Origin of the sequence: Bifidobacterium sp. wkB344 (assembly GCF_003688305.1) — a bacterium.
Lineage (GTDB): Bacteria > Actinomycetota > Actinomycetes > Actinomycetales > Bifidobacteriaceae > Bombiscardovia > Bombiscardovia mizhiensis.
Genome location: NZ_NPOQ01000009.1, coordinates 50945 through 63539, shown reverse-complemented (window position 1 = coordinate 63539; position 12595 = coordinate 50945). Strand labels below are relative to the sequence as shown.

Below are 12595 nucleotides of genomic sequence, written 5' to 3'. Positions count from 1 at the left end.
ATCAGGCCTCCTTGACGGTCTCGGACTTGGCGCCGCCCTTGACAGCTAGGAAGGCATCGAAGCCATCCTTGCTGAAGACGACATCCTCGGCCGTGACCACATCGTAGGTGTTGAGCTGATCGGCGAAGAGGACATGGACGGTGGGCAGGTTCCTGACGGAGAGCCACTCGTTGATGTTCTCGCGGGACAGCACGACGGTGGTGAATCGGTTGTCGACCAGGGGCAGCAGTGCTGCCTTGGCGGCCTTGGTGGACGGGGTCTCGCCAATGCCGAAGTCGACCACGTGCACGCGTCCGGCGTTGACCCGGTCGGACAGGACGTAGCGCAGGGCTGCGGCCTTCATCTTCTTGGGGGTGCGCTGGGAGTAGTCACGCGGCTGCGGGCCGTGGACAATGGCGCCACCAGTCCACTGGGGAGCACGGATGGAGCCCTGACGAGCACGACCGGTGCCCTTCTGCTTCCAAGGCTTGCGGCCGCCGCCGGAGACGGTGGACCGGGTCTTGACCGAGTGTGTGCCCTGGCGGGCCGCAGCCAGCTGGGCCACGACCACCTGGTGGATCAGCGGCACATGCGAGCGGACATCCTCCTCGGCGATACCGAAGATCTGCTCGGGTGCATCCACGGTCCCGGTGTTCTTGCCCTGGGCGTCGGTGATGTTCAGAGTCAACTTAGCCATGGTTTCAGGCTCCCTTCACTGCCGAACGAACCAGGACGATGGCGCCGCGGGGCCCGGGCAGGGCACCCTTGATGGCGATGACGCCCTTCTCGGCATCTGCGGAGACGATGGTCAGGTTCTGGACGGTCGAGGTGTCATGACCCATACGGCCGGCCATCCGCTTGCCCTTGAGGATGCGGCTGGGCGTGGCGCAGGCACCCACTGAACCGGGACGGCGCTCGTTCTTATGCGAGCCGTGGGTGCGGCGGTAGGACTTGAAGCCCCAACGCTTGATGGTGCCGGCAAAGCCCTTGCCCTTGGTGGTGCCGGTCACATCGACCTCGCTGCCCTCGGGCAGCAGATCCAGGCCCAGCTCCTGGCCGGGCTGATAGCTGTCGGCATCGGCGGTGCGGACCTCGACCAGGTGGCGACGCGGGGTCACTCCGGCCTTGGCGAAGTGTCCAGCCAGCGGCTTGGTCACCTTGGTGGGGTCGATCTGTCCGTAGCCGATCTGGATGGCCTGGTAGCCGTCCTTTTCCTGATTCTTGACCGCGGTCACCACGTTGGTGGACACATCCACCAGGGTCACCGGGACGAAGAAGCCGTTCTCGTCCCAGACCTGGGACATGCCCAGCTTGCGGCCCAGGAGAGCCTTGCGGTTCCTCTGCTCTTCAGCCATGCGGTTTCCTCCTCCCCTACAGCTTGATCTCAATGTTGACGTCCGCCGGCAGATCGATGTGCATCAGCGAATCCACAGCCTTGGGCGTGGGATCCACGATGTCGATCAAGCGCTTGTGGGTGCGCATCTCGAAGTGCTCGCGGGAGTCCTTGTACTTATGAGGAGAACGGATGACGACATACACGTTCTTCTCAGTCGGCAGCGGAACGGGGCCAACCACAGTTGCGCCCGCGTTCGTCACCGTCTCGACGATCTTCTTCGCCGATTGGTCGATGACCTCGTGGTCATAGGACTTTAGCCTGATGCGGATTTTCTGTCCCGCCATTGCCGTCCGCCCTTTCTAGCGATCTATGAACTGATTACCCAGTCTGTTTCGAGGGCACGGAACGACAGCCACAGGAGACATTCCTCCCGACAGGCCTCAGCCGGATCCATGCGCAGCCGTGGAGAATCCCGTGGGGATGGGACTCCTCGCTGCACCCGCTATTGTGATTGACAAAATGCGAGCCCAAAACAGGCAACTTTCTTATTAAAGCACGAGGGTTCCCCTAGAAGAATCCGGGCGTGTCGCGCCGCTTCCAGGGGAACCCTCGCCTCAATTCCGGCCCTGTCAGGCCCGCTGGGAGGCCTCCTGGACCACATCTTCGCCCTGGCGGGCCACCCTCATCCGGTGGCCCTCCTCCTGGCTGACCCCATAGTAGGCGGCCACGGCGATGTCCTTCATGTCCTCAATCAGCGGAATGCGGGGGTTGGCCGGCGTGCACTGGTCCTCATAGGCCCGCATGCCAATCTGATCCAAGGACTGCCAGTAGAGGTCTTCATCCACTCCGGCAGCCTGGAAGGAGGCATCCATGCCCAGGCGCTCGTCCCTGTAGGATTCCACAGCACGGGCCAGGAACTCCACCCCCTCCTCGGGAGTAGCGGATTCGATACCCAGCACATGGGCCAGCTGCCTGTAGCGCTCCGGGGCCACATACTCGCTGTACTTGGGCCAGCTGGTCGGCTCCTCCGGGATGCGTCCGTTGTAGCGGATCACATAGGGCAGGAGGATGGAGTTGGCGCGCCCATGGGCCACATGGCAGAGGGCTCCGATGGTATGCGCCATGCCGTGGCACATACCCAGGAAGGCCGAGCCGAAGGCCATGCCCGCCATGGTCGCCGCATTGTGCATCTTCTCCTGGGCGCGTACCTTGACCTCGCCGCCCGCGGTGCCCACGGCAGGCTCCAGGTTGTCCCAGATCAGCTTGGCCGCATGCAAGGCCATGGCGTCGGTGTAGTCGTTGGCGTAGACCGAGACGAAGGCCTCCACGCAGTGGGTCAGGGCATCGAAGCCCGAGTCGCAGGCCAGCCTCTTGGGCTGGGTACGGGCCAGAACCGGATCCACGATGGCCACGCTGGGGGTCAGGGCATAGTCGGTGATGGGGTACTTGTATCCGGTCTTATGGTCGGTGATGACCGCGAACGGGGTGACCTCCGAACCTGTGCCCGAGGAGGTGGGAATGCAGACCAGCTTGGCCTTGGTGCCCAGCGGCGGAATCTTGAAGGCCCGCTTGCGGATGTCGAAGAACTTCTCGCGGACATCGGCAAAGGAGATCTCCGGATGCTCATAGAGCAGCCACATGATCTTGGCCGCGTCCATGGGACTGCCGCCGCCCACGGCGATGATGGTGTCGGGGCCGAACTCATCACGCATCATAGTCGCGCCGCGCTCCACCGTCTCGACGCTGGGCTCCGGCTCTACGTAGTCAATGATGCGGAAGGTGACCGGCTCGGGCCGGGCCCGCAGCTGATCGATGATCTTGTCAACGATTCCCAGCTGCTCCATGACCCTGTCGCAGACGATGACGGCCCGGCGAATGCCGAACATGTCACGCAGGTAGCGGACGGAGTTGGGCTCGAAGTAGGTCTTGGCCGGCACCTTGAACCACTGCATGTTGTTGTTCCTCCGAGCAATCCGCTTGATGTTGATCAGATTGACCGCCTGGACGTTGCCCGAGACCGAGTTGCCGCCGTAGGACCCGCAGCCCAGGGTCAGGGAAGGGGCGATGGCGTTGTAGATGTCGCCGATGCCACCCAGGGAACTGGGCTGGTTCCAGACAATCCGGCAGGCGTGCATGCGCTGGCCGTACTCGCGCACCAGCCTCTCGTCATCGGTGTGGATGGCCGCCGTGTGCCCGGCGCCGTAGCGCAGCATCTGCTCGCAGAGGGTGAAGCCCTCCTCCTTATTGCTGGCCTTGAGCACGGCCTGCACCGGAGCCAGCTTCTCCAGGGTCAGGGGTTCCATGGGGCCGACCTGGTCGCATTGGGCTGCCAGGATGGTCGCATCCTCGGGGATCTCGAAGCCGGCCTGGCGGGCGATGAACTGGGGGGACTTGCCCGGAACCTCGGAGTTGAGCCTGGGAGCGGGAGCATCAGCACCAGCATGAGCCCGCACGCCGAACATGTACTCCTCCAGCTTGGCCTTCTCCTCAGGGTTGACGAAGTAGGCCTTGCGCCGCTTCATCTCCTCGACCACCCGGTCATGCACATCCTGATGGGCGATGATGGCCTGCTCTGTGGCGCAGATCATGCCGTAGTCGAAATGCTTGGACAGGATCAGGTCGTTGACGGCCCGTGGGACGTTGACCCTGCGATCCACATAGGCCGGGGCATTGCCTGCACCTACGCCCAAGGCAGGCTTGCCTGAAGAGTAGGCGGCCTTGACCATACCGGTACCGCCGGTGGCCAGAATGGTGGCCACGCCGGGGTGCTGCATGAGCGCGCCAGTGGCCTCGACCGAGGGGTGTTCGATCCACTGGATGCAATCCTGCGGTGCGCCTGCCTCGATGGCGGCGTCGCGGACGATCCTTGCCGCCTCCACCGAGCAACGTTGGGCGTAGGGGTGGAATCCGAAGACGATGGGACAGCGGGTCTTCAGGGCCAGCAGCGATTTGAAGATGGCTGTCGAGGTGGGGTTGGTCACCGGGGTCACGCCAGCCACGACTCCCACCGGCTCGGCCACCTCGATGATGCCGTCCACATCGTTCTCACTGATGATGCCCACAGTGCGCTGCCTGGCCAGGTAGTTGGTCACATGCTCGCAGGCGAAGATGTTCTTGGTGGCCTTGTCTTCCACCAAGCCTCGTCCGGTCTCCTCGACGGCCATCTGTGCCAGGGGCAGGTGCTGGTTCAGGGCCGCGATCGAGGCCTTGGCCACGATCCGATCCACCTGTTCCTGGTCGAGCTCCTCAAAGGCGTGCAAAGCCGACTGCGCTCGGACGACCAGGGCATCCACCTCCCTGCGGGCCAGCTCAGTGCTGTCGGCCCGGGCGCCTTCCCTGCCGGCTTCTGGCTCCTTCAGTTGATGGTCATGCTTCTGCTTCTGCGTTCCAGCCAAGATATTGGCCCTCCTCATGTTCCGCGAATACCGATGAGGGCCAGCAGAAAGTCTGAGGCGGTCTCAGACCGCGCCGGTCCACGAAAGGCATCCGTCATAACGTGACGAAAGTCACAATATAGACCAGAGGGGGCACCTTTGAGCCCCAGGATGAGCGAACGTTCGCTTGAAGCGTGTCGTGTGGGAATTCGTGGTTTTTCTGGTCATTTTCCGCACCCAAACGTGCGCTTTGCCGTTCGCTTCAGACTGGGCCGTCCAGGTATGAACAGGCATGAATCCAGGCATGAAAAATCCCCAAGGTCCGGGGGAACCTCGGGGATGGAAGAAACTGCAGACGTCAGCGCTTGGAGAACTGCGGGGCGCGACGGGCCTTGTGCAGACCGGCCTTCTTGCGCTCCACCACGCGGGCGTCACGGGTCAGGAACCCGGCCTTCTTCAGGGCAGGACGGTTGGCGTCCCTATCGATGGCGTTCAGAGCACGTGCGACGCCCAGACGGACTGCGCCGGCCTGACCGGTCACGCCGCCGCCCTCGACGCGCACAACCACATCGAACTTGTTCTCGAGTTTGAGCAGCACAATGGGCGAGTTGACCTCGCGCTGGTGCAGCTTGCTGGGGAAGTACTCCTCCAGGGTGTGTCCGTTGATGCTCCACTTGCCAGAGCCCGGAATCAGACGAACGCGGGCGACTGCCTCCTTGCGGCGGCCGGTGCCGTAGCCCGGCTCGATGGCGGAGGTGCCGGTACCTGCACCGGCGTTGGTCTCGGAAGTGTAGGAAGCGCTGGTCTCCTCGGCCTCAAGAACCGCGGAGCTGTTGTTGTTGTCAGCCATGGTGATTATCTCCTCTGGTCCTACTTGGCCTGCTGGGCGACCTGATGGATCTTGTACTCAATGGGCTGCTGAGAGGTGTGAGGATGTTCCTCGCCTGCGAAGACCCGCAGCCTGGTCAGCTGGACCTTGGCCAGCTTGTTCTTGGGCAGCATGCCCTTGACCGCCGTCGTGATGATGCGCTCGGGGTTGTGCTCCATCAACTGCCCATAGGAGTCGCGACGCAGGCCGCCAGGACGGCCGGAGTGAGTGTAGAGCACCTTGTCGTTCTTGTTGCCCGTCAGCACCATCTTGGACGCATTGATGACGATGACGTTGTTGCCGGAGTCGGCGTAGGGCGCATAGGTGGGCTTGTTCTTGCCGCGCAGCAGATCGGCCACCTGAGCTGCCAGACGCCCCAGCACCACACCGGAGGCGTCGACGATATACCAGTCATGTGTCAGATCGGCTGGTTTCGGGGTGAAAGTCTTCACGATTCAACCTTTTCCTTGCATTGTGTTTCGGGCTCTCCGCACCGCATGCTGCCATGCTGGCCGAAAGCCATGTATTCCGTGGGCTCCCTTAAAGTCCTAGACGGCGAGTGGGAAAAGCGCTTTGAGGACCCCTTAGGGAAACACAACAATCCATTATTGTAACGCCTGAGTGCCGTTCGTCAAAATTCGCGTCGGCCCTAAGTTTCAGCGCGAGGCGGCTGCCCGTGCCACCTGCCCATCAGGGTCCTTGCGCAGAGCCTCAAGGGTCGCCTGCCCGGTGTTGGGATTCAGGGCCACCGCCCGGCGGACCATGGCGGCCAGCACATGGGGGGCATTCTGCTCGTCGCGAGTGCCCAGGGCCCCCAGAAAGTCCAGGGTATCGGCATCGGTGCGCTCATCCTGGGCACCCTCCAGGCGCATCTTCCAGGAGGTCATGGGATTGGTCAGCGCAGCAGCCCTGACTCCGGCGTCCTGGTCCTTGGTGAGCAGACCGGCCAGCCAGTTCTTGTCATCCTTGTTGGCAGCCACCGCCCGGCGGACATCTGCGCTGGAATCCTGGGAGAGCTTGACCAGAATGTTGGGGAAGGGCATGGTCTGCGCCAGGTAGACCCTGTCCTCCACCGGCGTGTGCTCATTGCCAGCCACCGCCTCCAGCAGTGCCGTGAAGCGTGAGAAGGCGGCCTGGTCGGACCTGTCGGGCAGAGGGCTGCGGGCGAATTCGTGCAGCTCGGCCGTATCTGTGGAGTGCCTGAGCCTTTCATAAAAAACGGTCAGGGCCTCATGGGGCTTGCCGGGTGATGGGGATTCGGTTTCCGGTTGGTCCTGGGGATTGGTCATGCGGTCAGCTTAGGTCGCCTCCTTGATATCAGACCCGGCCCGAGATCCCCTTTAGCATGGAGATAATGCAAGAACCGAGGAGACGATAAGCATAGGAGGCAAGCCGATTGCTCACCATACTGGATACGCCGCAGAAACCGGCTACGGGCTCCCTGACTGAGCGGAAGTCCGAGTTCATCGGCCAGGCCTGCCATGTGGAGGATCAGGAGGCAGCCATGGCCTTCGTCCAAGAGGTCCGTGTGCAGCACCCCAAGGCCCGGCACGTCTGCCACTGCGCGATCTGGGGACCGGAGGGCCGCACCAGCGAACGCATGAGCGATGACGGGGAGCCCTCTGGGACGGCCGGCAAGCCCATACTTGAGGTCATGCGTCGGCAGGGGGTGACGGACTGCGTCCTGACGGTGACCCGTTACTTCGGAGGGATCCTTCTCGGGTCAGGGGGGTTGATCCGGGCCTACTCCTCAGCAGCCTCTTTGGCACTCAAGTCGGCAAAGCAGGCACGTGTGCTCCCGACCCAGCGATTCACGATCACCGTGGACTATTCGGAGTACGATCCCCTGCGCCGTCTGATCCGCACCTCCGGGGGGCAGGTAGAGACTGAGGATTTCACTGATCAGGTCCAGCTGACCTACGACCTGGAGCCCGCCGCAGTGCCAGCCTTCCATGGTCGGCTGGACGACCTTCTGCAAGGCCGGGCTCAGCCGAGCGCATTGGGCGAAGGCCGCAGGCTGATCCCCCTGTCTGGGAACCAAGCTTCGTCTGCCTCATGACTGTCGGGAGGGTCATACAACCATTGCTCGGTTGCAGCCTTACCCGCCGGACAGGCTCACGCCGCACGCCGTCGCTCTTCCGCCATGTAGACCGCGACCTTCCAAGCCCGAGCTCCACAAAGGAAATGGGAATAAGCACCCTCGGCAATGAACGCCAGTAATGAATAAGACCGGCGATCGTGCAAAATCAGCGATCACCGGTCATCAGGCGGAGACGAGGAGATTCGAACTCCTGGACCGCTTGCGCAGTCAACACCTTAGCAGGGTGCCCCTTTCGGCCACTCAGGCACGTCTCCATGCAGGCTCCCGATTCAGGACTCCAGTCCCAAAGTCTCGAGAACAAAACAATAGAATACCATGATAGACCGACCTGACTCGCCGGTGCGACAGGGTGCAATGCAGCACAGTGCGGATTCGTCCATTTTCATGGATAAAAACCATAAATGTGAATCTTTTCCAAGAATTTACGACTGAGAATAATTTATTGCATGTTCCTCTGGGACCCCCTTCTATCATGGAGCCATGAGTACCGCACCAAGGCTTGCAGCCGCCAAGAAAGACTGGGGACATGACGAGACCGGCTGCACGGTGCTGCACATTGACATGGATGCCTTCTACGCCTCCTGCGAAGTCGCCCGACACCCTCAATTGCAGGGCCGGCCGGTCATCATCGGCACCGGACGGCGTTCGGTGGTCTCTGCGGCCAGCTATGAAGCCCGGGCTTTCGGCATCAACTCGGCCATGCCTCTGGCACGTGCCGAACGACTGTGTCCTCAAGGGGTCTTCCTCCCGGTCGATATGACCTATTACCGGAATATCTCACGAAGGATATTTGATACGGTTTTCTCACGAATTACTGATCAGATCGAGCAAGTCTCGGTAGACGAGTGCTACATGGACGTGTCCGGGGCACTCATGCGCTGGGGCATGCCCACGGCCATAGCCCGGTGGATTCGAGCCAGCGTGGCCCGCCAATTCCACGTGACCTGCTCGGTGGGCATCGCCACCAACAAACTGGTAGCCAAGATGGCCTCCACCAACGCCAAGCCCGACGGCATGCTGCTGATTCCCAAGGCCCGACAGGCCGAGTTCGTCCAGCTGATGCCCCTGCGCGGCATCCCCGGCATCGGACCGGCCCTGGAGAAGCGGCTCAACGCCTGGGCCATCAAGGACGTGGCCGACCTGGCTACCATGAGCGAGCGGGATCTGACTCGGGCCACAGGTTCGAACCTTACAGCCAGGAAGCTGGCACAGGCCTCCCACGGTCTGGACGACGATCCTGTCCAGCCGCGAGCGCCAGAGAAGTCCCTGGGTGCGGAACGCACCTTTCTGCACGACACCACCAGCATGAAGCAGGTCTGCGACCTCCTGCGCGTCTGCAGCAACGAAGTGGCGACCGGACTGCGATCGCACGACCTGATCGCCCGAACCATCACCGTCAAACTACGCTTCGATGACCTGCGCTATATGACCAAGGCCCACACCCTGGAGACCCCGGTCAACTCAGCCAACCGCATCTATCCGCAGGCAGTCGGTCTGCTCAAGGCCATGCTGGGGCTTCCCGATGGCGTGCCTATGGACACACCCCTGCCCAGGCTGATCCGTCTGGCCGGTGTCAGCGCATCCGGTCTGAGCCGGGTGGAGGACACTCCCATCCAGCCATCCTTGGATGACATCATCCACGAGAGCAAACGCCGCACCGGCAGCGAGGCCCAGCGCCTGGATCAGGCAGAGGCCACCATGGACTCCATCAGGAGCCGCTACGGCAAGGGCTCAGTTAGCATGGGCCTCTAAGCGGCGCTCCGCAGACGCCCCAAGGCCAGCTCCAGCTGCTCGTCAGTGATGGTTGACGAAAATCGCAGATAGTGGCCATCCCCGTAGAACTCCCCGGGACTGGCCAGAATACCCATACGGGATAGGTCTGCCATATCGGCCCAACAGTCGCCCGAGCGGGCTTGTGCCCAGATATATAGGCCGCCTTGCGGCATGACGGCATCATATCCGTAAGATCTGAGACCTTCAGCCAAGGCATGCAGGCGGCGGGCATAGATGTCGCGCTGGGCCTTCACAGCATCGCCATCCTCCAGGGCAGCCCGCATCGCCCGTTGCACCGGACCTGGCACAATCAGCCCCACCTGCTTACGGTAGGCGGTCATGGCCTCCACCAGATGAGCATCTCCCGCCACCAAAGCTGCCCTGTATCCGGCCATGTTGGACTGCTTGCTCATCGAGTACAGACAGAGTATCCCGCTGGCATCGCCGCCACAGACTTGGGGCTCCAGGATGCAGGGCGAGGCGGTGATCTGCACATCCTGCCCGACTTGAGCGGGTCCTGACCAATCCAACAGGGCGTAGCACTCATCGCTCAGAACCGTGGCCCCTATCGAACGGGCCGCCCGTACAATCTTCGCCAGCCCGGCTCGGTCGATGATCCGCCCACTGGGGTTGCCTGGCGAATTGACCCATATTGCTCGCACGCCGGGCTGATTCACCCATGAAGCCGTGTCAGTCGGATCGTCCACGGTCGTCACTTGTGCCCCAGCCAGCTGGGTTCCGATGGCATAGGTGGGATAGGATACCGTCGGCTGCACCACCCGGTCCCCCGGTCCCAGATGCAGAAGGGAGGCCATGAGCGCCACCGCCTCCTTGGACCCGACCGTGGGCACCAGATCCGCGCCAAGAGCATTCAGATCTACCCCCCGGCGACGACGGAACCAATCGGCCGCAGCCTGCCTCAGAGATCCATCACCGGCAGTTTTGGGATAACCTCGTGCCTGACCATCATCCGAAGCGGCAGCCAAGGCATCCCTGACCGACCTGGGTACAGGGTCCACCGGCGAACCTACCGACAGATCGACCAGACCGCCGGGGCATTGCTCAGCACGCCTCCTGTAGGGGTCAATCCTCGACCAGTCGTATGGGGATTCGAAGGAGTGGAAACCCATGGTCAGCCTTTCTCGTATAAATAAGCCGCGGAGGGATGGCTCCCATCCGCGGCTCGTCAGCCTGAATCGACTACTTGTTTGGGGGCAGGGCTGCCACACCCTCCGGATCATGATCGTAGGGGCCGACCGCAGCAGCGCCGCCGGCATCCCCCACCTGGGCGAAGAAATCAGTCGCCGCATCCTTGTACCAGGTCCACTCCTCGGGCAGATCATCCTCGTAGAAGATGGCCTCTACCGGGCAGACCGGCTCGCAGGCGCCGCAGTCCACGCACTCGTTGGGATTGATGTAGAGCGAACGGACGCCCTCGTAGATGCAGTCCACCGGGCATTCGTCCACGCAGGCCTTGTCCTTGACGTCCACGCAGGGCTGAGCGATGACGTAGGTCATGGGTTACCTCCTGAGTATGCGAGTATTCACTCTACACTGCAGCGCCGACGCTCCAGGTCAGTCCAGACCGGCCTGGGTGGCCTTGGATATCTTCCCGCTGAGCTGATGACGACCGAGCAGGGAGTGCCGGTAGGAATAGCCGAAGTAAATGGCCAGGCCTGCAGCCAGCCAGACCACGAATCGAATCCAGGTCAGCACGGTCAGGTTGAGCATGAGCCAGAGGCAGGCCAGGGCGATCAGAATGGGCACCCAGGGGTTGCCGGGCATCTTGAAGGACCGGGGCAGATCAGGCCGGCGCTTGCGCATGATGGGCAGGGAGATGGCCACCAGAAGGAAAGCCGAGAGCGTGCCGATGTTGACCATGTCGGACAAGACGTCTATGGGGAAGCAGGATGCCACCACGGCAACCACGATGCCACCCAGGATCTGAATGCGGGCCGGGGTGCCATGGCGGCCGGTGCGGGACAAGGCACGCGGAAGAAGCCCGTCGCGGCTCATGGCGAAGACAATGCGGGTCAGCCCCAGCAGGAGCACCATGACCACGGTGGTCAGCCCCACCACGATGCCGAAGGAGATGATCTTGGCAGCCCAGGGAGCCCCCACCATCTCGAAGCCGGTGGCCAGTGAGGGGTTCTTGGCCTTGGCAAGATCCTTGTAGGAGACCATGCCGGTGGTGACGATGGCGACCAGGATGTACAGGGTGATGACGATCAGCATGCCCAGGCCGATTCCGCGGGGAATGGTCTTGTGGGGCTCCTTGGCCTCCTCGGAGGTGGTGGCGACGATATCGAAACCCACGAAAGCAAAGAAGACCAGGGCCGCGCCTGAGAGGATGCCGGGGATACCGTAGATGGTGGGCTGCATGCCAGAAACCCACTGCCAAAGGGGTTGGCCCATGATCCCTGGCACGCTGGCACCCGGAACGGCAGAAGCAGGCTCAGAGGGCGGGATGAAGGGCCGGTAGTTGTCCAATTTGACGTAGAAGAAGCCCACCACGATGACGAAGACCACAATACCGATCTTGAGGACGGTCAGGGCACCGTCGAACCGGGCTGAAAGCTTGGTGCCCAGGACTAGAAGGACCGTGAAGAGGGTGACGACCGCCAGCGGAGCCAGGTCCACATCCAGGCCACCCAGATGGAAGCTGGAGCTGAAGGAGGTACCGCCCATCAGGTGGATGAAGTCGTTCAGGTAGACACCCCAGTACTTGGAGATCACCGATGCGGCCATGAGCATCTCCAGAATCAGGTCCCATCCGATGATCCAGGCCACCAGTTCGCCCATGGTGTTGTAGGTGAAGGTGTAGGCCGAGCCTGAAACCGGGATCATGGAGGCGAACTCCGCGTAACACATGACGGCCGCAGCACAGACGATGCCTGCGATGACGAAGGAGATAATGACGGCCGGACCCGCATGGAAGGCCGCTGCCTGGGCGCCCACCGAGAAGATGCCGGCGCCCACGGCCACTGCGACGGCCATGATGGCCAGATCCCAGGTGGTCAGCGTCCGCTTGAGCGACCTGCCCTCCTCCCCGGTCTCTGCCAGGGTCTGTTCAACCGATTTCTTCCTGAATAACTCCATCTTGCTCCCGACTCACGTGTCCCGCTCCGGCCAGTAATCATAGGATATGGTGTCGTACAAAACCG

At 62.3% G+C, this 12595-nt stretch carries 12 protein-coding genes and 1 tRNA gene; 2 read left to right on the top strand and 11 right to left on the bottom strand.

The annotated features are described in order from the left end of the window. Nucleotide 1 precedes the first annotated feature (1 nt). The 7 genes from rplD to CI601_RS01675 all read right to left on the bottom strand — a co-directional run bounded on the left by rplD (nt 2) and on the right by CI601_RS01675 (nt 6846). On the bottom strand, nt 2-676 hold the full coding sequence (rplD, locus tag CI601_RS01705) for a 50S ribosomal protein L4 (protein WP_015022358.1): 675 nt from the start codon (nt 674-676) through the stop codon (nt 2-4). Nucleotides 677-680: 4 nt separating this feature from the next. Next, nucleotides 681-1334: a 50S ribosomal protein L3 gene (gene rplC, locus CI601_RS01700; RefSeq protein ID WP_015022359.1), complete on the bottom strand. Its 654-nt coding sequence runs from the start codon at nt 1332-1334 to the stop codon at nt 681-683. Between the two features lie 16 nt (nt 1335-1350). Next, nucleotides 1351-1659, bottom strand: coding sequence for a 30S ribosomal protein S10 (gene rpsJ / locus CI601_RS01695; RefSeq protein WP_006295278.1), 309 nt, complete (start codon nt 1657-1659; stop codon nt 1351-1353). A 285-nt stretch (nt 1660-1944) separates the two neighbouring features. After that, a complete protein-coding gene (gene adhE / locus CI601_RS01690; RefSeq protein WP_121914076.1) occupies nt 1945-4710 on the bottom strand; it encodes a bifunctional acetaldehyde-CoA/alcohol dehydrogenase in 2766 nt (921 codons plus the stop codon). A gap of 337 nt (nt 4711-5047) precedes the next feature. Next, nucleotides 5048-5539 (bottom strand): 30S ribosomal protein S9, encoded by a 492-nt coding sequence (gene rpsI, locus CI601_RS01685; protein ID WP_015022361.1) that lies wholly within the window; start codon nt 5537-5539, stop codon nt 5048-5050. 20 nt (nt 5540-5559) lie between these two features. Further along, nucleotides 5560-6009, bottom strand: a complete 450-nt coding sequence (gene rplM, locus CI601_RS01680) for a 50S ribosomal protein L13 (protein WP_024626794.1) — start codon at nt 6007-6009, stop codon at nt 5560-5562. Between the two features lie 204 nt (nt 6010-6213). After that, nucleotides 6214-6846, bottom strand: a complete 633-nt coding sequence (locus tag CI601_RS01675; RefSeq protein ID WP_024626795.1) for an AbrB family transcriptional regulator — start codon at nt 6844-6846, stop codon at nt 6214-6216. Between the two features lie 107 nt (nt 6847-6953). Here CI601_RS01675 and CI601_RS01670 point away from each other — a divergent pair, with 107 nt between their 5' ends. Beyond that, nucleotides 6954-7616: a YigZ family protein gene (locus tag CI601_RS01670; RefSeq protein ID WP_121914075.1), complete on the top strand. Its 663-nt coding sequence runs from the start codon at nt 6954-6956 to the stop codon at nt 7614-7616. Between the two features lie 209 nt (nt 7617-7825). On the opposite strand, the gene CI601_RS01665 is transcribed toward CI601_RS01670, so the two are convergent. Beyond that, a tRNA-Ser gene (locus CI601_RS01665) sits at nt 7826-7912 on the bottom strand. A gap of 226 nt (nt 7913-8138) precedes the next feature. Between CI601_RS01665 and dinB the strand changes: the two genes are divergently transcribed. Further along, on the top strand, nt 8139-9410 hold the full coding sequence (dinB, locus tag CI601_RS01660) for a DNA polymerase IV (protein WP_121914074.1): 1272 nt from the start codon (nt 8139-8141) through the stop codon (nt 9408-9410). On the opposite strand, the gene dapC is transcribed toward dinB, so the two are convergent. The 3 genes from dapC to CI601_RS01645 all read right to left on the bottom strand — a co-directional run bounded on the left by dapC (nt 9407) and on the right by CI601_RS01645 (nt 12530). Continuing rightward, a complete protein-coding gene (gene dapC, locus CI601_RS01655) occupies nt 9407-10561 on the bottom strand; it encodes a succinyldiaminopimelate transaminase (protein ID WP_121914073.1) in 1155 nt (384 codons plus the stop codon). The two genes, dinB and dapC, sit on opposite strands and share 4 nt — an antisense overlap. Before the next feature lie 70 nt (nt 10562-10631). Then, nucleotides 10632-10949 carry a ferredoxin gene (gene fdxA, locus CI601_RS01650; RefSeq protein WP_015022367.1) on the bottom strand — a complete coding sequence of 106 codons (318 nt, stop codon included), beginning with the start codon at nt 10947-10949 and terminating at the stop codon, nt 10632-10634. Nucleotides 10950-11006: 57 nt separating this feature from the next. Next, nucleotides 11007-12530, bottom strand: a complete 1524-nt coding sequence (locus CI601_RS01645; protein WP_024626799.1) for an amino acid permease — start codon at nt 12528-12530, stop codon at nt 11007-11009. Nucleotides 12531-12595: the final 65 nt, after the last annotated feature.